Here is a 20832-nt window from a genome sequence, read left to right as displayed (position 1 = left end):
CCAAAATGCCCCCAAGCCTCACTGATACCCCTGCCCTGTCACGGCGCGGCCTGCTGAAGTTCAGCTTCGGCGCCAGCGCTTTCCTGGCCACCGTCGGGTTGGGGGCGAGCCTGAGCGGCTGCTCGGCCAGCCAACCGGCCGGTGGCCTGGCGGTGCTGCGTGACAGCGACCTGCCGTTCTTGCGCGCCGTCATTCCGGTGCTACTCGATGGTGCAGTGGCCGTAGAGCAGATCCCCGCCGCCGCCAGCACGACCCTGCAGAGCCTGGACGACGGCCTGGCCCACCTGTCGCCCTCCATGCTCAAACTCACGCGCCAGCTATTCGATGTGCTGACCCTGGGCGTGACCCGCGGGCCGTTGACCGGGGTCTGGGGCTCGTGGGAAAACGCCGACGCCGATGGCATTCGCCAGTTTCTGACGCGCTGGGAAAACAGCTCGCTGGACCTTTTGCAGCAAGGCCACAGCTCGTTGCTGCAGATGGTGATGATGGCGTGGTACAGCCGGCCCGAAGCCTGGGCGCATTGCGGGTATCCGGGACCGCCGACCGTTTGAAAACCAGACCAGCCTCTCCTCTGTGGGAGCGGGCTTGCCCGCGAAGGCGGTGTGTCAGCTTGCAAAAGTATTGAATGCGCAACGGTATTCGCAAGCAAGCCCGCTCCCACAGGGTTCTTTCGACAACTCATAACAATAAGAGAACCTGAACATGCCCGTACCCGATCCCTTCCTCGAAGGCCTGGCCCGTGGCTGGACCACCTATAACGGCGCGCAGCTGAGCAGCGACATGACCCTGGAAGCGGACGTGGCGATCATCGGCAGCGGCGCCGGCGGCGGCACCACGGCAGAAATTCTCAGCGCCGCCGGCTATAAAGTGCTGCTGATCGAGGAAGGCCCGCTCAAGACCAGCCATGATTTCAAGCTCCTCGAGGCCCAGGCCTACACCAGCCTGTATCAGGAAGGCCTCGGCCGCATGAGCAAGGATGGCGCGATCACCATTCTTCAAGGCCGGGCGGTCGGAGGCACAACGCTGATCAACTGGACCTCCAGTTTTCGCACCCCCACGCAAACCCTCGAACACTGGGCCACCGAGCACAACGTCAAGGGGCACAGCGCCGCCGAGATGGCGCCCTGGTTCGAGCGGATGGAGCAACGCCTGGGCGTGGCGCCGTGGCTGGTTCCACCCAATGCCAACAACGACGTGATCCGCAAGGGCTGCGAACAATTGGGCTATAGCTGGCACGTCATCCCGCGCAATGTGCGCGGCTGCTGGAACCTGGGCTATTGCGGCATGGGCTGCCCGACCAACGCCAAACAGTCGATGCTGGTCACCACCATCCCCGCCACGCTGGAAAAGGGCGGCGCGCTGCTTTACCTGGCCCGGGCCGAACGCCTGTTATTCAAGCACGATGCGGTTGTGGGCCTGGAATGCCAAGCCATGGATGAGCGCTGCGTGGCCCCGACCGGGCGGCGCATAACGGTCAAGGCGCGGCACTACGTGCTGGCGGGCGGCGGTATCAATAGCCCGGGCCTGCTGTTGCGCTCCGATGCACCAGATCCGCATGCACGCTTGGGCAAGCGCACCTTCCTGCATCTGGTGAACATGTCCGCCGGGCAATTCGACGAGGTCATCAACCCGTTCTACGGCGCCCCTCAATCGATCTATTCCGATCATTTCCAATGGCAGGACGGCGCCACCGGCAAGATGTCCTACAAACTCGAAGTCCCGCCCTTGCACCCGGCCCTTGCTGCCACGCTACTGGGCGGGTTCGGCCCCGAGAACGCCTTGCACATGTCGCGACTGCCCCACACCCACGCGATGCTGGCGCTGCTGCGCGACGGCTTTCATCCGGACAGCCCCGGCGGCAGCGTCGAGTTGCGCGGCGACGGCACGCCGGTGCTCGACTATCCGGTTTCGCCATACGCCTGGGACGGCTTGCGCCGGGCCTTCCACAGCATGGCGGAGATTCAGTTCGCCGGCGGTGCCCAGGCGGTCATGCCCCTGCACAGCGACGCCGGCTATGTAAAAACCCTGGCGCAAGCCCGCTCGCTGATCGACGGCCTGGACCTCGCGCTATACCGCACGCGCCTGGGCAGCGCCCACGTGATGGGAGGTTGCGCCATGGGTGAGGATCCGAAAACCGCCGTGACCGACAGCCTTGGTCGCCATCATCAACTGGGCAATCTTTCGATCCATGACGGTTCGCTCTTTCCCACGAGCATCGGCGCCAACCCGCAATTATCGGTGTACGGGCTGACTGCACAATTGGCGACTGCCTTGGCCGAGCGCCTGAAGAACTCATGAATATCCGCAGTATTCGCAGCGTCTATAGTGCTTTCTTACCGAACAGCCGACTTGGCCGACCGAGTAGGCTGCGATACCATCCGACTCCCCAACGGACTCCCGCCAGGACGACGCGATGAACCGAGTGTTGTACCCAGGTACCTTCGACCCTATTACCAAGGGCCATGGCGATCTGGTCGAACGCGCCGCGCGCCTGTTCGACCATGTGATCATTGCTGTCGCCGCCAGCCCGAAGAAAAACCCGCTGTTCCCGCTGGAACAACGCGTGGAGCTGGCCCGCGAAGTCACCAAGCACCTGCCCAACGTGGAAGTGGTCGGCTTCTCGACGCTGTTGGCGCATTTTGCCAAGGAAAAGAACGCCAATGTGTTCCTGCGCGGCCTGCGCGCGGTCTCGGACTTCGAGTACGAGTTCCAGCTGGCCAACATGAACCGCCAGTTGGCGCCGGACGTCGAAAGCCTTTTCCTCACGCCGTCGGAGCGTTATTCGTTTATCTCTTCGACCCTGGTGCGGGAAATCGCGGCCCTGGGCGGCGATATCACCAAGTTCGTCCACCCGGCCGTGGCCGACGCGCTGACCCTGCGCTTCAAGAAATAACCTGCTGGCGCTGCGAGCCATCTCGCAGCACAGCGCAGTCCATCGCCCCCGCGTGCACTGCGCGCGCCAATGCGGCACAATTGCGCCCATACGTTTTCAGATGCCCGGGCTCAACGCCCCGGCAGGAGCCTGCATGTCCCTGATCATCACCGACGACTGCATCAATTGCGACGTCTGCGAACCCGAATGCCCGAACGAAGCGATTTCCCAAGGCGAAGAGATCTACGTCATCGACCCGAACCTGTGCACCCAATGCGTCGGCCATTACGACGAGCCCCAGTGCCAGCAGGTTTGCCCGGTGGATTGCATCCCGCTCGACGAAGCGCATCCGGAGACGGAAGAACAGTTGATGGCCAAGTACATCAAGATTACCGCCAAGGCTTGAACCCAGTAGTTTTGTAGCGCCTGTGCCGGCCTCATCGCGAGCAGGCTCGCTCCCACAGGGGATTTGCTTAAGGCACAAGTGCTGTGGACACCACAAAACCCTGTGGGAGCGAGCTTGCTCGCGAAGGGGCCATCAGCAACGCCCAAAATCCAACTGCCCGCCTCACTCCTGCCGCTCAAACCCCTCGCCAATGCACCCCAGGCATCGCACAAACGTGGCTTTCGCCGGGTCCACCACCAACGCTTTTCCAGCATCGCCGACCCCACCGCCCAGCACGGTAAAGGGCAGCGACACCACGAACGCCCCCGTGCCGATCACCGTGGCGGCGAGCAGCAGCGGACGGGCGATCAGCAGATCGCCGAGCATGGCGTAGGCGGGCGGATTCTGGATGGTGTAGCGCGGGTCGCCGCTGCCGCCGTTCGCCTGGGCAGGCAAACCGACACTCAGCAGCAGCGCAAGAACGACAGGTCGAAGCAGATTCATGGCGCGATCCTTCGGCTAAGCAGTATGACTACTGACTATAGACCCTAGGACGAATCAGCTCTGGCAGCGTGGGCACCAGACGCTGGCCCGCTGTCCCAGGCGGATTTCCCGAAGTCCGCTGCCGCAGACCTTGCAAAGCTCCCCGCCCCGGCCATACACGAACAGTTCCTGCTGGAAGTACCCGGGCTGGCCATCCCCGCCGATGAAGTCACGCAACGTGGTGCCGCCGCGCTCGATGGCATGGGCAAGGATGCGTTTGATTTCGATGGCCAGCTTCAGGTAACGCGCCCGGGAAATGCCCCCGGCCGGCCGACGCGGATCGATGCCGGCGGCAAACAGTGCCTCGGTCGCGTAGATATTGCCCACGCCCACCACCACCGCGTTATCCATGATGAACGGCTTGACCGCCATGGAGCGACCGCGGGAGAGCTGGAACAGGCGCTCGCCATCGAACAGGTCGGTCAGCGGCTCCGGCCCGAGGCGAATCAGCAACTCATGATTGAGCGGATCGAGGCTCCAGAGCATCGCCCCGAAGCGCCGCGGGTCGGTGTAGCGCAAGGCCAGGCCGGATTCCAGCTCGATGTCGACGTGTTCGTGCTTGGCGGCAGGCATACCGACCTCCACCAACCGCAGGTTGCCGGACATGCCCAAATGACTGATCAAGGTACCGACCTCGGCATTGATCAGCAGGTACTTGGCCCGCCGCTCCACCAGCACAATGCGCTGGCCCGAGAGCCGCACATCGAGATCTTCCGGGATAGGCCAGCGCAGGCGGCGGTCACGTACCACCACGCGGCTGACCCGTTGCCCTTCAAGGTGCGGCGCGATGCCGCGACGGGTGGTTTCGACTTCCGGCAGTTCTGGCATGAGGTTCTCGGGTCAGGCGAAGCAACGCACTCAACGAGAGGCGAGGTCGCGGATTTCCTGTTTCTGGGTCTGGAAGTCGTATTCCGACAAACCAAGGTAATCGAGCACCAGCGCACCGACACATTCCCACTCGTGGTCTTCGGCCTGATTGCCCAACACCCGGTGGGACGCGCAGATGTTCTCGGACATTTTCAGGATCGCCAGCAGGTTTTTCAGCGGGCTGTTGTTGCGCGAAGACTCGTCGCTGAAGATCGCCAAGGCGTTGTGGTGGTTGGCGATGGCCTGGCTGACGTGATCCGGCAGGCGCCAGGATTTGGAGGTGTAGTAGCCGACCACCGCATGGTTGGTGTTGAACACCCGGTTCTCGGTGTCGACCACTCGGCATTCGGCGCTGGCGCTGGCATAGGCCTGCTCCAGCACGCTCATGTAGTTGGGAAACTGCTTGAGCATCAACGGCACGCCGCAATCGTGGAACAAGCCCATTGCGTAGGCTTCGTCACCATTTTCCAGGCCGACCCGCTTGGCCAGGGTCAGGCAGGTCATCGCCACGTCCTGGGCGGTGTCCCAGAATCGGTTCAGGGTGACGATGGCGTCGTCATGCAATTCGCCCTTGATCGACTGCGCGTTGATCAGGTTGATGATCGACCGGCTGCCCAGCAGGTTCACCGCACGCTGGATGGAGGTGATCTTGTTGCGCAGGCCGTAATACGGCGAATTGACAATCTTGAGCAAGGCACCGGACAGGCCTGGATCCTGGGAGATCAGCTTGGCGATGGTCTCAAGGTCAGGGTCGGGCATGTACTGCTCCATCTGCAGATCCACCATGATCTGCGGCTGGGGCGGCACGCTGATGCCTTGCAGGGACTGTTGGATCTGTTCAGCGGAGAGTTCTTTGGACATGAGTACACACTCTGGGGCAGGCGGGGATTCTAACCCTTAAAGATGGATCCGATACACCGCCGGGTAGATCGGCGGAACTTTCCTTCAGGCACCGGCTTCGGACTGTGTAGGGCCGACAGTCACGCCTCATAGAGGCTAGGTCGGCAGCCCACCCACTCAGCTTGAGGAGATTTTTCATGCCCGGCTCCCTGAACAGTAAACGTGTTGCCATCCTGGTGACCGACGGTTTTGAACAGGCCGAACTGACCGGCCCCAAACAGGCCCTGGAACAGGCCGGGGTCAAGGTGGATATCGTTTCGGCCAGTGAAGGCCAGGTCAAAGGCTGGAACCATGACCAGCCGGCCGACGACTTCCCTATCGACCTGACCTTCAAGGCCGCCAATGTCGACCAATACGACGCCGTGGTGCTGCCCGGCGGCGTGCAGAACTCCGACACGATCCGCATCGACCCCGACGCCCAGGAACTGGTCAAGGGCTTCGAGGCGGCGGGCAAGCCCATCGCAGTGATTTGCCATGGCGGTTGGTTGCTGGTGTCCAGCGGCCTGGTCAAGGGCAAGACCCTGACCAGCTACAAGACGCTCAAGGACGATCTGGTCAACGCGGGCGCGAACTGGGTCGACCAGGAAGTGGTCAAGGACGGTACCTGGATCAGCAGCCGCCAGCCCGATGATATTCCCGCCTTCAATCGCGAGCTGATCAACGCACTTTCGGCCTGACCCCTCGTGGCGAGAGCGCTGCCACCCGGCGAAACAAGCGCACTCGCCACATGTCCACCGCAAGCCCCGTGCAGGCTTCAACGCGTTATACTCCCGCTCTTTTTTCCGGAGCGACGTCATGTCCCTGCCTAGCCTGCGCCTCAAAGCCAACGCCGACCGTCGCCTGCGCGCCGGCCACCTGTGGGTCTACAGTAACGAAATCGATGTGGCGGCCACCCCACTGCATGGCTTCAAGGCCGGCGACCAGGCCATCCTCGAAGCCGCCGGCGGCAAGCCGTTGGGCATCGTCGCGATGAGCCCCAACAACCTGATCTGCGCGCGGTTGCTGTCCCGCGACGTGAAGCTGCCCCTGGACAAGTCCCTGTTGGTGCATCGCCTCAACGTGGCGTTGTCCCTGCGCGAGCGGCTGTTCGACAAACCTTTCTACCGTCTGGTCTACGGCGATTCCGACTTGCTGCCGGGCCTGGTGGTCGACCGTTTTGGTGACATTCTTGTGGTGCAGATCGCCTCCGCCACCATGGAAGCCCACAAAGACGACGTGATCGCCGCCCTGACCCAGGTGCTCAAGCCCAGCGGCATCCTGTTCAAGAACGACTCCGCCGCCCGCGACGCCGAAGGCCTGAACCGCTACGTCGAGACCGTGTTCGGCCTCGTCCCGGAATGGGTTGCCCTGGAAGAGAACGGCGTGAAATTCGAAGCACCGGTCATGGAAGGCCAGAAAACCGGCTGGTTCTACGACCACCGCATGAACCGCGCACGCCTGGCACCGTATGCCAAGGGCAAGCGCGTCCTGGACCTGTTCAGCTACATCGGTGGCTGGGGCGTACAAGCCGCAGCGTTCGGTGCCAGCGAAGTATTCTGCATCGACGCTTCGGCCTTCGCCCTTGACGGCGTCGAACGCAACGCCGCGTTGAACGGCTTCGCCGAGAAACTGACCTGCATCGAAGGCGACGTGTTCGAAGCCCTGAAGGAGCTCAAGGCCAGCGAAGAGCGTTTCGACGTGATCGTGGCCGACCCACCCGCCTTCATCAAGCGCAAGAAAGACCTGAAGAACGGCGAAGGCGCCTACCGCCGCCTCAACGAGCAAGCCATGCGCCTGCTCAGCAAGGACGGCATCCTGGTCAGCGCGTCGTGCTCGATGCACCTGCCCGAAGATGACCTGCAGAACATCCTGCTGACCAGCGCCCGTCACCTGGACCGCAACATCCAACTGCTCGAACGCGGCGGTCAAGGCCCGGACCATCCGGTACACCCGGCCATCGCGGAAACCCGTTACATCAAGAGCATCACCTGCCGGCTGTTGCCCAACAGTTGAGGCTGGACGGGGCCAGGGCCATCGCTCTGCGCCCCGCGCGCTCATATCAGCGGCATCCTGATCGCAGCCTTGGCTGCGATTTTTTTTTGCCCGTGCGAATAAATCTGTAGGAGACCCCCCACGCAATTTCCAGAGCCTTCCTACTCAATCTACCCGGCGCTCGGCGGGCATGACGCATTAGGATTGAAACGTGCCGCTCAGGTACGCCTTGGGGTCCCCGATGACTGATCCGCAAAATCGCCTGGCTGCCCATAAACCTGCCACCGTTGGCTTATTGCTCATGCTGACATTGCTCGGCGTCTTTCCTATCGATGTTGTGCTGCCGTCCTTTCCGGCTCTTTCCGCGCAGTTCGAACGCCCATCGTCGGACATCGCCCTGTCGGTCAGCCTGTACGCGATCGGCATCGCCTTGGCGCAACTGGTGGTCGGCCCGCTTTCCGATACGATCGGGCGCAAGCAGTTATTACTGGCCGGCATCACCGTTGCAGCCATCGGCGCGACCGGCTGCGTCGTCGCTGATGAGTTTGAATTCTTCCTGTTGTTTCGCATCATCCAGGCGTTGGGGTGCGGCTGTTTCGTGCTGTCCCAAGCATTGATACAGGATCTATTTACAGGCGACGAGCAGCCGCGCTTGCGCATCTTCCTGGTCACCTGCGGCGGAATTTTCATTTCCGTCTCGCCGTTGGTCGGCACCTGGCTGCAGGGCTGGATGGATTGGCGTGGCAGTTTCCTGGTGTTCATCGCCTTGGCGGTCGTTGCGTTCCTGGGCGCCTGCCGCTTGCTGCGCGGCTCGATAACAGACCGCAAACCCAGGCCTCTGAATTTCATGGAGGCCTATCGAAACGTATGCAGTGACTTCAGCTTCATGGCTTATTGGCTTACGTCAGCGCTGGCGTTTTCCTGCCACTTCTCATTCATCGTCATTTCGCCATTGGTTTTCATCGATCAATTACAACTCTCGCCTCAGTCTTTCTCCCTTGTCCTGTTGGCCTACGGACTGGCCTACATCGGCGGGGGAGCCATTGCGGCCGCGCTGAGCAGCCGAATCGGCACTCAAACGCAAATCATCGCCGGTCTAAGCCTGATCCTGATGGCGGGGGTCCTGATGGTCGTGTCCTTGCGTTATCTCGGCACGACAGTGATGACCGTATTGCTGCCCATGATCATCTGCACCACCGGAACGACCATCACCCGTGCCGCGGCCCACACCCTGGCCATGAACACGTTTCCCGAACAGGCCGGCACGTCCGCCTCGGCCGGTAGCGTGCTGATCTTCGTCGTCGGCGGGCTGACCAGTGCGGCGATCAGCGCCTCTGCGCTGGATCTTCAACTCACACTGGCCCTGTGCTTGATACTGCTCAGTCTCCTGGGACTGATGCTTAACGCCTTGGTCCGGCATCGTGACAGAGCGCTGCAAGCCGGTTGAACACTGCCAGTCGTCATCCCGCACGCGACATTGGCGTTCGATCAGCGCTTTGCGTCATTTCATCCTGACGCCAGCGGTGTAGAATCGCGTCATTCATCGCCATTCATCCCCGGCGGGTTTATGAGCTCATGCTGAGGCGCGCAGCGATCCTGCACCGTCATCGGCCACTTCCGGACTCTCGGCCAATCCCCGGTGTTCCAGAACGTCAACAGAAGCTCACTTCCCCTTTGATATCTGATTAGCCGCCCGGAGTGCTCCATGCCTGATTACCGCTCGAAAACATCCACCCATGGCCGCAACATGGCCGGCGCCCGCGCATTGTGGCGCGCCACGGGGATGAAGGATGACGACTTCAAGAAGCCGATCATCGCCATTGCCAACTCCTTCACCCAGTTCGTACCGGGCCACGTTCATCTCAAGGACCTGGGTCAACTGGTTGCCCGGGAAATCGAACGTGTCGGCGGCGTTGCCAAGGAATTCAACACCATCGCCGTGGACGACGGCATCGCCATGGGCCACGACGGCATGCTGTATTCGCTGCCGAGCCGCGAGATCATCGCCGACTCCGTCGAGTACATGGTCAACGCCCACTGTGCCGACGCCATCGTGTGCATTTCCAACTGCGACAAGATCACCCCTGGCATGCTGATGGCCGCCCTGCGGCTGAACATCCCGGTGATCTTCGTCTCCGGCGGCCCGATGGAAGCCGGCAAGACCAAGCTCGCCAGCCACGGCCTCGACCTGGTGGATGCCATGGTCATCGCCGCCGACTCCAGCGCCTCTGACGAGAAGGTCGCCGAGTACGAGCGCAGCGCCTGCCCGACCTGCGGTTCGTGCTCCGGCATGTTCACCGCCAACTCGATGAACTGCCTGACCGAGGCCCTGGGCCTCGCCCTGCCGGGCAACGGTTCGACACTGGCCACCCACAGCGACCGCGAAGCGCTGTTCTTGCAGGCCGGCCGGACCATCGTCGAGCTGTGCAAGCGCTACTATGGCGAGAACGACGAGTCGGTATTGCCGCGCAATATCGCCAACTTCAAGGCGTTCGAAAACGCAATGACCCTGGACATCGCCATGGGCGGTTCCACCAACACCATCCTGCACTTGCTGGCCGCAGCCCAGGAAGCCGAGATCGATTTCGACCTGCGCGACATCGATCGCCTGTCCCGTCACGTGCCGCAACTGTGCAAGGTCGCGCCGAATATCCAGAAGTACCACATGGAAGACGTGCACCGCGCCGGCGGCATCTTCAGCATCCTCGGCTCCCTGGCCCGTGGCGGCCTGTTGCACACCGACCTGCCGACCGTGCACAGCAAGACCATGGCCGAAGGCATCGCCAAATGGGACATCACCCAGACCACCGACGAGGCAGTGCATCATTTCTTCAAGGCGGGCCCGGCGGGCATTCCGACACAGACCGCGTTCAGCCAGTCGACCCGTTGGGAAACCCTGGATGACGACCGCGAAAACGGCTGCATTCGCAGTGTCGAACATGCTTATTCCAAGGAAGGCGGCCTGGCCGTGCTGTACGGCAACATCGCCCTGGACGGCTGCGTGGTGAAAACCGCCGGTGTCGACGAGTCGATCCACGTGTTCGAAGGCAACGCCAAGATTTTCGAAAGCCAGGACAGCGCGGTGCGCGGGATCCTCGCCGACGAAGTGAAGGCTGGCGATATCGTGATCATCCGCTACGAAGGCCCGAAAGGCGGCCCGGGCATGCAGGAAATGCTCTACCCCACCTCCTACCTGAAGTCCAAGGGCCTGGGCAAAGCCTGCGCCCTGCTCACCGACGGCCGTTTCTCCGGCGGCACCTCTGGCCTGTCCATCGGCCACGCTTCGCCGGAAGCGGCTGCTGGCGGCGCCATCGGCCTGGTACGGGATGGCGACAAGGTATTGATCGACATTCCGAACCGCTCGATCAACCTGTTGATCAGCGATGAAGAACTGGCCGCGCGCCGCGTCGAACAGGACCAGAAAGGCTGGAAACCGGTGGAAGTGCGTCCGCGCAAAGTCACCACCGCGCTCAAGGCCTACGCCCTGCTCGCCACCAGCGCCGACAAAGGCGCGGTGCGCAACAAGGCGATGCTCGACGGCCTGTAAGCGTCGTTAGCCGTAATAAAAAATGCCCCGCCAAGTGCGGGGCATTTTTATGGGTGGGACAACCCTGACAACACCGATCCCCCTGTGGGGGGCGGGCTTGCTCGCGAATGCGGTGGGTCAGCTTGCATCAGTATCGAATGTGCCGACGTCTTTCCGGGCAAGCCCACTCCCACAGGGGGACGGGGGGGCCGCACATTTTCGAATACCCACAGATCTTTGTGGGAGCGGGCTTGCTCGCGAAGGCGGTGGGTCAGCTTGCATCAGTATCGAAGTGCCGACGTCTTCGCGGGCAAGCCCGCTCCCACAAGGTTCCATGAGACTTACTGGATGTCTTCAGGCTTGACGATCACCCAATTTTTATCCGCCGTCACCGCCAGTCCTTCCTTGGCCTGGGCCGCGGCGTGCTTGGCCATCATCCCGTTTATCTGGGTCATGTACTTGTCCTTGCGGTTGACCCACAGGTGAATACCGCCCTTGGCCACGTCCACGTCGTGGAACAGCATGTAGCCATCGCTGCTCGGCGTGTCGCCCCCCACCAGCACCGGTTTTTTCCATTCGTCGATGTAGGTCAGGATCGCCGCGTGTTTACCGGCCATCCAGGTCGCCGGGGTCCATAGATAAGGCGTGTACTCGAGGCCCAGGTTAGCTTTCTCGTCATATTTGCCGGCGGTGATCTGCTTGCGTGCGGTGGTCAGCTCACCGGTCTTGCGATCCTTGAGCAGGGTGGTCACGCCTATCACGTTCTGCGGCTTGAGGTTGTAGCCGTACTTCGGATCGGAAGCGACCATGCGCACCAGTTCTTCGGAAGCGGCGGTCATGACATAGACTTCGATGCCGTTTTCCATCAGCTTGTTGTACAGCTCGGCCTGGCCGGTGAAGACTTTCGGCGGGTTGACGTTGTACTGGACCACCTTGTCGCCATCGTAATAGGTGGTCGGCACCGGTTTGCCGGAAGCCATCAGTTCGTCGACGTAGCCCTTGAGTTCCTGCAGGGTAAAACCGGAGAACACTTGGGCAACCCATGGATAGCAGACCATGTCGTCCACTTCGCACAGGCGGTAGTAATAACTGAACAGGCTCTCCTTGTGATCGGCCGTGTCCTTGAATGGCATCAGCTTCAACGAAGGGTCCAGGGTTTCGCGGGTGATGAGGCCCTTGTTCTCCATGAACGGCAGCAACGACTCTTCCAGATCGTAGCGGTAGCTGGTGTTGTCCATGTCGAACACCGCGAAGTTACCCTTGTTGGCATTGGCCGCGATCATCGCGTCCAGGGCCTTGGCCTGCTCCGCCGGCCAATGCTTGAGATCGGTGGCGAGTGCCTGACCGGCGAGGCTCAGGCCCAAGGCGACAGCGAGAAGGTGCGGTACGAGCTTCATCGGCGTTACTCCCAGGGTTTAAAGACTCGACGCTAACAAATGCCTGTGACAATCCTCGCCTGTGCGCGACCGCTTGCATCCCGATAACGCCAGTGGCATTCCCCAGAGCGTCAGCGGCTTATTCCAAAAGCGACAGTTCACATGCGCTTTTAGTATTAATTCAATAGTTATCAAGCTGTTAGGCTTCCCGGCTCACAGTCGCAGCATCAAGCGACTGGCCAGTCTTATCGGAGTCTCTTTTTGATGAATCTGCCGCTGATCCTCAATCTCCTGGTGTTCCTCGCCTTGCTGTTCGGCCTGGCGCAAACCCGTCACAGCACCTGGAGCCTGGCCAAGAAAGTGCTGCTGGCACTGGCGTTGGGCGTGGTGTTCGGTGTCGCCCTGCACGCGATTTATGGCGCAGGTAACCCGGTGCTCAAAGCCTCGATCGGCTGGTTCGACCTGGTGGGCAACGGCTACGTGCAATTGCTGCAGATGATCGTGATCCCGCTGGTCTTCGCCTCGATTCTCAGCGCCGTGGCCCGGCTGCATAACGCCTCGTCCCTGGGCAAGATCAGCTTCCTGACCATCGGCACGTTGCTGTTCACCACCGCCATCGCCGCCCTGATCGGCATCGGCCTGACCAACCTGTTCGGTCTCACCGCCGAAGGCTTGGTGGCCGGGACCCAGGAGCTGGCGCGCCTGCAAGTGATCCAAAGCGACTACGCCGGCAAGGTCGCCGACCTGAATGTCCCGCAACTGCTGCTTTCGTTCATTCCACAGAACCCCTTCGCCGACCTGGCCCGGGCCAAGCCGACGTCGATCATCAGCGTGGTGATTTTCGCCGCGTTCCTGGGTGTCGCGGCCCTGCAATTGCTCAAGGATGATGTGGAGAAAGGTCAGAAAGTGATCAACGCCATCGACACCCTGCAAAGCTGGGTGACTCGCCTGGTGCGCCTGGTGATGAAGTTGACCCCATACGGTGTGCTGGCACTGATGACCAAAGTGGTCGCCGGCTCCAACCTGCAAGACATCATCAAGCTCGGCAGTTTTGTCGTGGTGTCGTACTTGGGGCTGGGCCTGATGTTCGTGGTTCATGGCCTGCTGGTGTCCGCCGCTGGAATAAACCCGCTGCGCTTCTTCCGCAAGATCTGGCCGGTGCTGACCTTTGCGTTCACCAGCCGCTCCAGCGCCGCAACCATCCCGTTGAGCATTGAAGCCCAGACCAGCCGCCTCGGCATTCCACGGGCCATCGCCAGCTTCAGCGCTTCGTTCGGCGCGACCATCGGCCAGAACGGCTGCGCCGGGCTCTATCCGGCCATGCTGGCGGTGATGGTCGCACCGACCGTGGGCATCAACCCGCTGGATCCGCTGTGGATCGCGACACTGGTGGCAATTGTGACCCTGAGTTCAGCCGGTGTGGCCGGGGTCGGTGGCGGCGCGACATTCGCTGCGTTGATCGTGCTACCGGCCATGGGCTTGCCGGTCTCGTTGGTGGCGCTGCTGATTTCCGTCGAACCACTGATCGACATGGGCCGCACGGCGTTGAACGTCAGCGGCTCGATCACCGCCGGGGCGATCACCAGCCAGGTGATGCAGCAAACCGACAAGGCGTTGCTGGATGCCGAGGAGCATGGGGAATTGGTGCACGCTTGAGTTGCGGCGCCTGGTCGATCGCCTTCGCGAGCAAGCCCGCTCCCACAGTCGACCGGTTTCTGCTGATACAACTCGGTCAATTGTGGGAGCGGGCTTGCTCGCGAAGCTTTTGCCTTAGAGCTTCTCCCACACCTCGAAGCTATAAGCCGGCTTGTCCCCTTGCGCCGGGTTCGGCTGGTTCGAAACCAGCTTCCACTGGCTCGAATCAAACTCCGGGAACCACGCATCGCCATCCGGGCTCAGCGCCACACGGGTGAGGTACAGCCGATCAGCCTGTTCCAGGGCCTGGGCATACAACTGCGCACCGCCGATCAGCATCAGTTCATCGGCACCCTGTTCCAGCGCCCACGCCTGCGCTCGCTGCACCGCTGTGTCCAGCGAGGAAAAGACTTCCGCCCCTTCCAGCACCAGGCCCGGTTGACGGCTGACCACGATGTTCAAGCGCCCCGGCAGCGGCCGCCCCAGGGAATCCCAGGTCTTGCGCCCCATGATGATCGGCTTGCCCAGCGTGGTGGCCTTGAAGTATTTGAAATCCTCCGGCAAGTGCCAGGGCATGCTGTTGTCGACGCCGATCACGCGGTTTTCACCGAGGGCTGCGATCAGGCTGAGGGGGAGAGTTTTTTTCATGGCGGCGAGGATACCAGAGGCTCGCCGCCTGGCAACGTACCCCGACAAGCGCCACAGAGGTTATGCTCATCGCTCATTCGAGCAACGGAAGCGCCCGTGACAGAACTGCAGAACCTCTGGTTGACCGAGACGGTTCGCCTGCGTGAAGAACACGCCGGCCCGCTCGAGGACCAGGAAGCCAATCGCCTGGCCCGTGCGGCGGGCGGCGACTTATCCACCCGCATCCGCCGCCGTGCCCGCTCGCTGGCCGAACGTGATGGTCTCACCCAAGCCCTGCGCCATTGGCTGCAAGGGGCGCGGCTGGCGTTGATCGTCCTGGCGGCGCTCGCCATCATCAGCGGCGCCGGCCTCGGGTTCGCCGCGCTCGGTGACGGGCAAACACCCGTCAATGTGTTCTGGGCCCTGGGCAGCCTGCTGGGGTTGAACCTGATCCTGCTCATCGGCTGGGCCCTGGGCCTGATATTCGCCAGCGAGCAAGGCGCAACGTTGGGACGCTTGTGGTTGTGGCTCAGCGAAAAGCTTGCCCGCGATGCCAAGGCCGCCCAATTGGCGCCGGCCCTGCTGCTGTTGCTGCAACGCCACAAGCTCAATCGCTGGGCGCTCGGTGGGCTGGTCAACGGCTTATGGCTGCTGGCGATGCTCAGTGCGCTGGTCATCGTACTGATGCTGATGGCGACCCGGCGCTATGGCTTTGTCTGGGAGACCACGATCCTTGGCGGCGAGACCTTCGTTGCCGTGACCCAGGCCCTCGGTGCTTTGCCCGCACTGTTGGGTTTGAGCGTGCCAACCGTGGACATGATCCGCGCCAGTGGCGACGCAGCCCTCAACATCGAAAGCGCCCGCCAGGCCTGGGCCGGCTGGTTGGTGGGCGTGCTGCTGGTCTACGGCGTGTTGCCGCGCCTGTGCCTGGCGCTGCTGTGCCTGTGGCGCTGGCGGCGCGGCCGGGCCACGTTGCGCCTGGACTTGAACCTGCCGGGTTACGCGCAACTGCGCGAACGCCTGATGCCCAGCAGTGAGCGCCTGGGCGTCAACGACGCCGCGCCCGCGCAGTTGCATCCGGTCGAAACCACCCAGAATCCGATGCACAGCGACGGCGCGCTGTTGGTGGCCATTGAGTTGGACGAGCGGCCCTGGCCGCCAAAACTGCCCGGCAGCGTGAAAAACGCCGGCATTCTCGACAGCCGCGAGTCGCGCCACAAACTTCTTGAGCAACTGTCGCGCTTTCCCCCTGCCCGACTGGCGATTGCCTGCGACCCACGCCGCTCACCGGACCGCGGCAGCCTGGCATTGATCGCCGAGTTGGCCCGCAGCGCCGGCGCCACCCGCGTCTGGCTGTTACAGGTGCCGCCCGGCGAAGCGCTGGACGCCGAGCGCCTGGGCGACTGGCACAACGCGCTGCGCCAGCTGCAATTGCCGTTCGCCGATTGCGCCCCCCTGAACTGGCTGGAGAGCGGCCATGACTGACGCCATCAAGCCGCTGAAACTCGCCGTGGTCGGCCATACCAACGTCGGTAAGACCTCGTTGTTGCGAACGTTGACCCGGGACGTCGGCTTCGGCGAAGTCTCCCACCGCCCCAGCACCACTCGCCACGTCGAGGGCGCGCGTTTGTCGGTGGACGGCGAGGCCTTGCTGGAGCTGTACGACACGCCGGGGCTGGAAGACGCCATCGCCCTGCTCGATTATCTCGAACGCCTTGAACGCCCTGGCGAACGCCTGGACGGTCCGGCGCGCCTGGCGCGCTTTCTCGATGGCAGCGAGGCGCGGCAACGCTTCGAGCAGGAAGCCAAGGTGCTGCGGCAATTGCTCGCCAGCGATGCCGGACTGTATGTGATCGACGCCCGGGAACCGGTGCTGGCCAAATATCGCGATGAGTTGGAAGTCCTCGCCAGTTGCGGCAAGCCCTTGTTGCCGGTATTGAATTTTGTCAGCAGCACCCACCATCGCGAGCCCGACTGGCGCGAAGCCCTGGCGCGATTGGGCCTGCACGCCCTGGTGCGCTTTGACAGTGTTGCCCCGCCCGAAGACGGCGAACGGCGCCTGTATGAAAGCCTCGCGCTGTTGCTGGAAAGCGCTCGCGGCCAACTGGAACGGTTGATAGCCGACCAGCAGGCCCAACGTCTGGCCCGGCAGCAGAGCGCGGCGCGACTGATCGCCGAACTGCTGATCGACTGCGCCGCCTGCCGACGCAGCGTCGCCAGCACTCCCGAGCTTGAGCACCAAGCCATCAGCGACTTGCGCAACGCGGTGCGGCAGCGGGAACAACGGTGCGTCGAGGCCCTGCTCAAGCTCTACGCCTTCCGTCCCCGCGACGCTGCCGCCAGCGACCTGCCGCTGCTCGACGGGCGTTGGGGCGATGATTTGTTCAACCCCGAAACCCTCAAGCAATTGGGCGTGCGGGTCGGCAGCGGGATCGCGGCGGGCGCAGCGGCCGGCGCCGGCGTCGATTTGCTGGTGGGCGGCCTGACCCTCGGCGCCGCCGCCCTGGCCGGGGCCATCGCTGGCGGTGCCCTGCAAACCGCACGCAGCTATGGCAATCGGCTGATGGGCAAGCTCAAGGGCCAGCGCGAGCTGACGGTGGATGACAACGTGCTGCGCCTGTTGGCCTTGCGCCAGCGCCAGCTGTTGCACGCACTCGACCAGCGCGGCCATGCGGCGATGGACAGCATCCGCATCGCCCCGCCTGAGGACAAAGCCTGGCGCGAAGGCAAGTTGCCCGAAGCCTTGAGCAAGGCCCGGGCGTATCCGCAATGGTCCTCTTTGAATCCTCAGCCGCGATTGAGCCAGGCAGAACGGCAGGAGCAGATCGAGCGGTTGGCCGAAGAAATCTGAAGCGACACAAAACCCCGTGGCGAGGGAGCTTGCTCCCGCTGGGCTGCGCAGCAGCCCCAAAACCGGACACGTCGGTGTCTCAGGTCAACCTCGTTCCGGCTTTTTGGGGCCACTGCGTGGCCCGGCGGGAGCAAGCTCCCTCGCCACAAGAGCGACAGCCACTTCAGGCAATTCCAGTTCACTGAACACCTTTACTCCATGTCGCTTGAGCAAGGCTGCCGTCACGCCTTCACCAGGGACTTTCACGCCGCCGAACGTCCCGTCATAGGTCAGCAGGTTCCCGCACGATGGGCTGTTGGCCTTGAGCACGGCGATCCGGATGCCATGCTCACGCACCAACGCCAGCGCTTGGTACGCACCTGACAAGAATTGCGCGCTGACGTCTTCGCCGTCAGTGGTGATCACCGCTGCGCGACCGTCGAGCACTTGTCCGCCCTGCCCGCCGGGGATCTCCGCCGCCGCCCGAGGGGTGGACAAGCCGCCGGCGACTTCCGGGCACAGCGGCACGACCCGGCCGTCGTCGAGCCACTGCTGTAGCTGATCGAATGGCCCGCTCGCGCCACCGTCATAGCGCACACGATGGCCGAGCAGGCAGCGACTGACCAGAATCTTTTCCATGTTCAAAACAACTCATTGCCACGGCGCCGGAACCAGCCGGTCAGTGACAGGCGATCCCGCGTGGCCGGCAACACTTCGTGAGGAATATCCCCCGAGAGGAACACCACCAGGCAGCCGCCGATGGGCACCACGTCCTGTTCCACGGCGTCGTCCAAGTACATGCGCAATTGCCCGCCATGCTCCGGCTGCCAGGCCTCATTGAGGTAGAGCACCGCCGACACCATGCGTCGGTCATCGTCGCGAAAGCGGTCGACGTGCTTGAGGTAGAACGCGCCGGGCGGGTAAAGGGCGAAGTGGCTCTCGAAATCTTCCAGGCCCAGGAAAAGCCCACGATTCATCGCCTCACGCAGGCTGTCCATCAGCATCAGATAATCGTCACAGGCTTGCGCCTGGCCGGGCTCGATCCATTGGATCCGGTCACCGCGAATGCCCTCCCGGATCTCCGAAAACGGCCCGCGCCCGACTGCCGCCGGGGCCAGTTCGCCTTCGGCGGCACGTTGCCGACATTCGGCCGCGAGGGCGCGAGTCAGCGCATCCGGCAGGAAAATGTCCTGCTGCGACCAGCCGCGCTCGGCGAGGTCGTCCACGATACGTAGCAGCAGCGGATGATCAGAAGGTATTTGCATGGCGCGCATAGTATTCCTGTGCCTGCAAAACCGACAGCGCCACGCAGCAGGTTCGCCGCGCCAGATGGCACCACGGTACGAACTTGATACGAATTCTCGACAAGATCCCACACCCCACGGAGAATAGTCGGCTGCTGACAGGAGTCCCTATGCGCCGTTTGCTTTTCTCACTGTTGATGTTCTGCGTGTTGCCCGCCTGGGCAGACAGCTATGACCAGTTGTACAAGGTCGCCGGCTGGCCGGAACAACGTGCGCATTTCAACGATGCCTTGAGCGCCGCGCAGCAGCGCTATCAAAATAGCCTGCCACCGGCGGTGTTCCAGGCGCTGGTGAACAACAGCAACCAACGCTTCGCCCCCCAGGCCATGGACCAGCGGGCCGAGGCGCAAATGCGCAAGAACCTGCGAGACCCAAGCCCGGCGCTGGAATTTTTCCAATCACCCCTGGGCCGCAAGGTGGTTTCCGCCGAGCTGTTGGCGACCCGGCGCGATCAATTGGCCAAGAACGCCAAGGGCCTGCCGAAGATGCAAGCCAGCGACAACCGCTTGCTGACCATCGGTCACCTGGCCCAGGCCCTGCCCGCCCGCGAAGCCGGCGCCGAGGTCAGCCTGGCGATCGCCGGTGTCGCGGCCGACAGCCTGAGTTCGATGATCCCCGGACTGTTGGGCGGCGGCCAGGCCCAAGGCATGCTGAACGGCCAGCGTCAGCGGCTGATGGAGCAGATCGGCGCCGACCTGAACAACACGCTGCTGTATGTCTACCGTGACTTGACGGACACCGAGCTGGAAGAATTCGCCACGTTCGCCGAATCGGCCGAGGGCCAGGCTTATTATCAGGCGGCTTTGGCGGCGATTCGGGCGGGGCTGGCGGTGGGACAGAATCTCGGGCAGTAGATTCGCAGCGCCTGCATGGCCGCCATCGCGAGCAAGCCCGCTCCCACAGGGTCTTGAGTGAACTTAAGTTCTTCGACCGGCGAAGATCCCATGTGGGAGCGGGCTTGCTCGCGAAGGCGATTGATCAGTCACCGCCGAACCCGGCTCATCCGCTTCGTCAGAAACCCAAACATCTCCTGCCGCATCGCCAGGGCCTCGTTCGCCAGATGATGCCGGCCCTCGGGCAGCATCAACACTTGGGGCCGGTCGAACTTGCTGCGCAGCACTTGCAGGTTGTGCGCCCAATCCACCGTCATGTCCGCCTGCCCTTGCACGATCAGCGGCTGGCGTGGGCTGCTCGGGGCGGCTTCGATGCGTTTGATCCAACGCCCCAACGCGCCAACCCACGCGGTGGGCAGGCGCAGCGGTTGCAGCGGATCGGCCTGTAGAAATGGCAAGAACTGGGGGTCAGTGGAGTTCTCGCTGAAGCGACGGGCGATGCCGGTCACGAAAGGTTTGAGCAAGTAATAACTCAGCCGCGACCAGCCCCAGGCCCGTGGCCGCACCAGGGGCGACAACAGGATGACCTGGCCCTGGGCCGGGCTGTGCGCGCCGTGGTTGAGCACGTGATCGACCACGATCGCCCCGCCAGTGCTTTGCCCACACAGATGCCAGGGTTGCGGCAGGCCCAATGTGCCGGCCTCGACCAGCAGGCCCTGCAACGTCGCCTGGTATTCGGCGAAATCGCCAATGCTGGCGCGCTCGCCGCTGGACAGGCCATGACCCGGCAAGTCGCAGGCAATCACCGCGAATTTCTGCCCCAGCGCCCATTCGATCAAGTGCCGGTACAACCCCATGTGATCGTAGTAACCGTGGAACACGAACATCGTCGCCACGGCTTTTTCCGGCCACCAGGCTTGGGCAACCACCTCATACCCGTCGATCTCGAAACGCCCCAATCCCTTACGCAACGGGTATTGGGGGAAATCCAATCCATAGAACCGCTGGTAAGCCTGCGCCTGCTCCGACAGGGGTTGCCACTGAGCCAGGGGCAGCAGGCTGGCGCGCAGGTCATCCGGATCAAAAGTGGCAGGCATCAGTATTCCCAGGCAGGCGCATCGCGCGAAACAGACTTTTAGGCCTGCGATATTCATCTGTCGCGA

General features: G+C 62.8%; 20 protein-coding genes. 12 read left to right on the top strand and 8 right to left on the bottom strand.

What is annotated here, in order from left to right; all coding sequences use genetic code 11:
* The first annotated feature begins 5 nt into the window (after positions 1 to 5).
* The 4 genes from PFLQ2_RS25600 (at position 6) to PFLQ2_RS25615 (ending at position 3278) form a co-directional block, all read left to right on the top strand.
* Positions 6 to 551 carry a hypothetical protein gene (locus PFLQ2_RS25600; RefSeq protein ID WP_003177464.1) on the top strand — a complete coding sequence of 182 codons (546 nt, stop codon included), beginning with the start codon at positions 6 to 8 and terminating at the stop codon, positions 549 to 551.
* Between the two features lie 151 nt (positions 552 to 702).
* Positions 703 to 2298: a GMC family oxidoreductase gene (locus PFLQ2_RS25605; RefSeq protein ID WP_003177463.1), complete on the top strand. Its 1596-nt coding sequence runs from the start codon at positions 703 to 705 to the stop codon at positions 2296 to 2298.
* A 115-nt stretch (positions 2299 to 2413) separates the two neighbouring features.
* Entirely contained in the window at positions 2414 to 2893 is a 480-nt protein-coding gene (gene coaD, locus PFLQ2_RS25610; RefSeq protein ID WP_003177462.1) for a pantetheine-phosphate adenylyltransferase, read from the top strand.
* Positions 2894 to 3026: 133 nt separating this feature from the next.
* Entirely contained in the window at positions 3027 to 3278 is a 252-nt protein-coding gene (locus tag PFLQ2_RS25615) for a YfhL family 4Fe-4S dicluster ferredoxin (protein ID WP_003177461.1), read from the top strand.
* 162 nt (positions 3279 to 3440) lie between these two features.
* On the opposite strand, the gene PFLQ2_RS25620 is transcribed toward PFLQ2_RS25615, so the two are convergent.
* The 3 genes from PFLQ2_RS25620 to PFLQ2_RS25630 are packed head-to-tail and all read right to left on the bottom strand — an operon-like array spanning position 3441 to position 5474.
* Complete coding sequence (locus PFLQ2_RS25620; RefSeq protein WP_003177460.1) at positions 3441 to 3761, bottom strand: hypothetical protein; 321 nt, start codon at positions 3759 to 3761, stop codon at positions 3441 to 3443.
* Between the two features lie 54 nt (positions 3762 to 3815).
* Positions 3816 to 4628 (bottom strand): bifunctional DNA-formamidopyrimidine glycosylase/DNA-(apurinic or apyrimidinic site) lyase, encoded by an 813-nt coding sequence (mutM, locus tag PFLQ2_RS25625; RefSeq protein WP_003177459.1) that lies wholly within the window; start codon positions 4626 to 4628, stop codon positions 3816 to 3818.
* A gap of 30 nt (positions 4629 to 4658) precedes the next feature.
* Positions 4659 to 5474 carry an HDOD domain-containing protein gene (locus PFLQ2_RS25630; RefSeq protein ID WP_172680575.1) on the bottom strand — a complete coding sequence of 272 codons (816 nt, stop codon included), beginning with the start codon at positions 5472 to 5474 and terminating at the stop codon, positions 4659 to 4661.
* A gap of 230 nt (positions 5475 to 5704) precedes the next feature.
* Here PFLQ2_RS25630 and PFLQ2_RS25635 point away from each other — a divergent pair, with 230 nt between their 5' ends.
* From PFLQ2_RS25635 to ilvD, 4 genes are all read left to right on the top strand, one after another.
* On the top strand, positions 5705 to 6244 hold the full coding sequence (locus tag PFLQ2_RS25635; RefSeq protein WP_003177457.1) for a type 1 glutamine amidotransferase domain-containing protein: 540 nt from the start codon (positions 5705 to 5707) through the stop codon (positions 6242 to 6244).
* 118 nt (positions 6245 to 6362) lie between these two features.
* Positions 6363 to 7559 carry a class I SAM-dependent rRNA methyltransferase gene (locus PFLQ2_RS25640; protein WP_003177456.1) on the top strand — a complete coding sequence of 399 codons (1197 nt, stop codon included), beginning with the start codon at positions 6363 to 6365 and terminating at the stop codon, positions 7557 to 7559.
* Between the two features lie 220 nt (positions 7560 to 7779).
* The gene (locus PFLQ2_RS25645; protein ID WP_003177455.1) at positions 7780 to 8985 is read left to right on the top strand and encodes a Bcr/CflA family efflux MFS transporter; all 1206 of its coding nucleotides are present in this window, start codon (positions 7780 to 7782) and stop codon (positions 8983 to 8985) included.
* A gap of 258 nt (positions 8986 to 9243) precedes the next feature.
* The gene (gene ilvD, locus PFLQ2_RS25650) at positions 9244 to 11085 is read left to right on the top strand and encodes a dihydroxy-acid dehydratase (protein WP_003177454.1); all 1842 of its coding nucleotides are present in this window, start codon (positions 9244 to 9246) and stop codon (positions 11083 to 11085) included.
* 320 nt (positions 11086 to 11405) lie between these two features.
* Here ilvD and PFLQ2_RS25655 read toward each other — a convergent pair whose 3' ends face one another.
* The gene (locus PFLQ2_RS25655) at positions 11406 to 12461 is read right to left on the bottom strand and encodes a hypothetical protein (protein ID WP_003177453.1); all 1056 of its coding nucleotides are present in this window, start codon (positions 12459 to 12461) and stop codon (positions 11406 to 11408) included.
* Between the two features lie 243 nt (positions 12462 to 12704).
* Between PFLQ2_RS25655 and PFLQ2_RS25660 the strand changes: the two genes are divergently transcribed.
* A complete protein-coding gene (locus tag PFLQ2_RS25660; protein ID WP_003177452.1) occupies positions 12705 to 14096 on the top strand; it encodes an L-cystine transporter in 1392 nt (463 codons plus the stop codon).
* Positions 14097 to 14210: 114 nt separating this feature from the next.
* Here PFLQ2_RS25660 and PFLQ2_RS25665 read toward each other — a convergent pair whose 3' ends face one another.
* Complete coding sequence (locus PFLQ2_RS25665; protein ID WP_003177451.1) at positions 14211 to 14723, bottom strand: dihydrofolate reductase; 513 nt, start codon at positions 14721 to 14723, stop codon at positions 14211 to 14213.
* A gap of 96 nt (positions 14724 to 14819) precedes the next feature.
* On the opposite strand from PFLQ2_RS25665, the gene PFLQ2_RS25670 reads away from it, so the two are divergent.
* Positions 14820 to 16187 carry a DUF2868 domain-containing protein gene (locus tag PFLQ2_RS25670; protein ID WP_003177450.1) on the top strand — a complete coding sequence of 456 codons (1368 nt, stop codon included), beginning with the start codon at positions 14820 to 14822 and terminating at the stop codon, positions 16185 to 16187.
* Complete coding sequence (locus PFLQ2_RS25675; RefSeq protein ID WP_003177449.1) at positions 16180 to 17553, top strand: GTPase/DUF3482 domain-containing protein; 1374 nt, start codon at positions 16180 to 16182, stop codon at positions 17551 to 17553. The genes PFLQ2_RS25670 and PFLQ2_RS25675 overlap by 8 nt, the downstream gene beginning before the upstream one ends.
* An 84-nt stretch (positions 17554 to 17637) precedes the next feature.
* Here PFLQ2_RS25675 and PFLQ2_RS25680 read toward each other — a convergent pair whose 3' ends face one another.
* Together PFLQ2_RS25680 and PFLQ2_RS25685 are read right to left on the bottom strand one after the other, a co-directional pair.
* On the bottom strand, positions 17638 to 18171 hold the full coding sequence (locus tag PFLQ2_RS25680) for a DUF523 domain-containing protein (protein ID WP_003177447.1): 534 nt from the start codon (positions 18169 to 18171) through the stop codon (positions 17638 to 17640).
* Between the two features lie 2 nt (positions 18172 to 18173).
* Positions 18174 to 18806: a 2OG-Fe(II) oxygenase gene (locus tag PFLQ2_RS25685; RefSeq protein ID WP_003177446.1), complete on the bottom strand. Its 633-nt coding sequence runs from the start codon at positions 18804 to 18806 to the stop codon at positions 18174 to 18176.
* A gap of 140 nt (positions 18807 to 18946) precedes the next feature.
* Between PFLQ2_RS25685 and PFLQ2_RS25690 the strand changes: the two genes are divergently transcribed.
* Complete coding sequence (locus PFLQ2_RS25690; protein ID WP_003177445.1) at positions 18947 to 19690, top strand: DUF2059 domain-containing protein; 744 nt, start codon at positions 18947 to 18949, stop codon at positions 19688 to 19690.
* A 128-nt stretch (positions 19691 to 19818) separates the two neighbouring features.
* Here PFLQ2_RS25690 and PFLQ2_RS25695 read toward each other — a convergent pair whose 3' ends face one another.
* Positions 19819 to 20766 carry an alpha/beta hydrolase gene (locus tag PFLQ2_RS25695; RefSeq protein WP_003177444.1) on the bottom strand — a complete coding sequence of 316 codons (948 nt, stop codon included), beginning with the start codon at positions 20764 to 20766 and terminating at the stop codon, positions 19819 to 19821.
* Positions 20767 to 20832: the final 66 nt, after the last annotated feature.

It is taken from the genome of Pseudomonas fluorescens Q2-87 (assembly GCF_000281895.1).
In the GTDB taxonomy this organism is placed as follows: domain Bacteria; phylum Pseudomonadota; class Gammaproteobacteria; order Pseudomonadales; family Pseudomonadaceae; genus Aquipseudomonas; species Aquipseudomonas fluorescens_S.
This window is presented reverse-complemented; position numbering and strand designations above follow the sequence as displayed.

Bases quoted from the DNA above. Each gene is read 5' to 3' on its own strand.
- PFLQ2_RS25660 (WP_003177452.1), top strand. From the start codon at position 12,705: ATGAATCTGCCGCTGATCCTCAATCTCCTGGTGTTCCTCGCCTTGCTG.
- PFLQ2_RS25615 (WP_003177461.1), top strand. From the start codon at position 3,027: ATGTCCCTGATCATCACCGACGACTGCATCAATTGCGACGTCTGCGAA.
- PFLQ2_RS25695 (WP_003177444.1), bottom strand. From the start codon at position 20,766: ATGCCTGCCACTTTTGATCCGGATGACCTGCGCGCCAGCCTGCTGCCC.
- PFLQ2_RS25605 (WP_003177463.1), top strand. From the start codon at position 703: ATGCCCGTACCCGATCCCTTCCTCGAAGGCCTGGCCCGTGGCTGGACC.
- PFLQ2_RS25640 (WP_003177456.1), top strand. From the start codon at position 6,363: ATGTCCCTGCCTAGCCTGCGCCTCAAAGCCAACGCCGACCGTCGCCTG.
- PFLQ2_RS25620 (WP_003177460.1), bottom strand. From the start codon at position 3,761: ATGAATCTGCTTCGACCTGTCGTTCTTGCGCTGCTGCTGAGTGTCGGT.
- PFLQ2_RS25635 (WP_003177457.1), top strand. From the start codon at position 5,705: ATGCCCGGCTCCCTGAACAGTAAACGTGTTGCCATCCTGGTGACCGAC.
- PFLQ2_RS25690 (WP_003177445.1), top strand. From the start codon at position 18,947: ATGCGCCGTTTGCTTTTCTCACTGTTGATGTTCTGCGTGTTGCCCGCC.
- PFLQ2_RS25665 (WP_003177451.1), bottom strand. From the start codon at position 14,723: ATGAAAAAAACTCTCCCCCTCAGCCTGATCGCAGCCCTCGGTGAAAAC.
- PFLQ2_RS25655 (WP_003177453.1), bottom strand. From the start codon at position 12,461: ATGAAGCTCGTACCGCACCTTCTCGCTGTCGCCTTGGGCCTGAGCCTC.
- PFLQ2_RS25600 (WP_003177464.1), top strand. From the start codon at position 6: ATGCCCCCAAGCCTCACTGATACCCCTGCCCTGTCACGGCGCGGCCTG.
- PFLQ2_RS25685 (WP_003177446.1), bottom strand. From the start codon at position 18,806: ATGCGCGCCATGCAAATACCTTCTGATCATCCGCTGCTGCTACGTATC.
- coaD (WP_003177462.1), top strand. From the start codon at position 2,414: ATGAACCGAGTGTTGTACCCAGGTACCTTCGACCCTATTACCAAGGGC.
- PFLQ2_RS25680 (WP_003177447.1), bottom strand. From the start codon at position 18,171: ATGGAAAAGATTCTGGTCAGTCGCTGCCTGCTCGGCCATCGTGTGCGC.
- PFLQ2_RS25645 (WP_003177455.1), top strand. From the start codon at position 7,780: ATGACTGATCCGCAAAATCGCCTGGCTGCCCATAAACCTGCCACCGTT.
- mutM (WP_003177459.1), bottom strand. From the start codon at position 4,628: ATGCCAGAACTGCCGGAAGTCGAAACCACCCGTCGCGGCATCGCGCCG.
- PFLQ2_RS25675 (WP_003177449.1), top strand. From the start codon at position 16,180: ATGACTGACGCCATCAAGCCGCTGAAACTCGCCGTGGTCGGCCATACC.
- ilvD (WP_003177454.1), top strand. From the start codon at position 9,244: ATGCCTGATTACCGCTCGAAAACATCCACCCATGGCCGCAACATGGCC.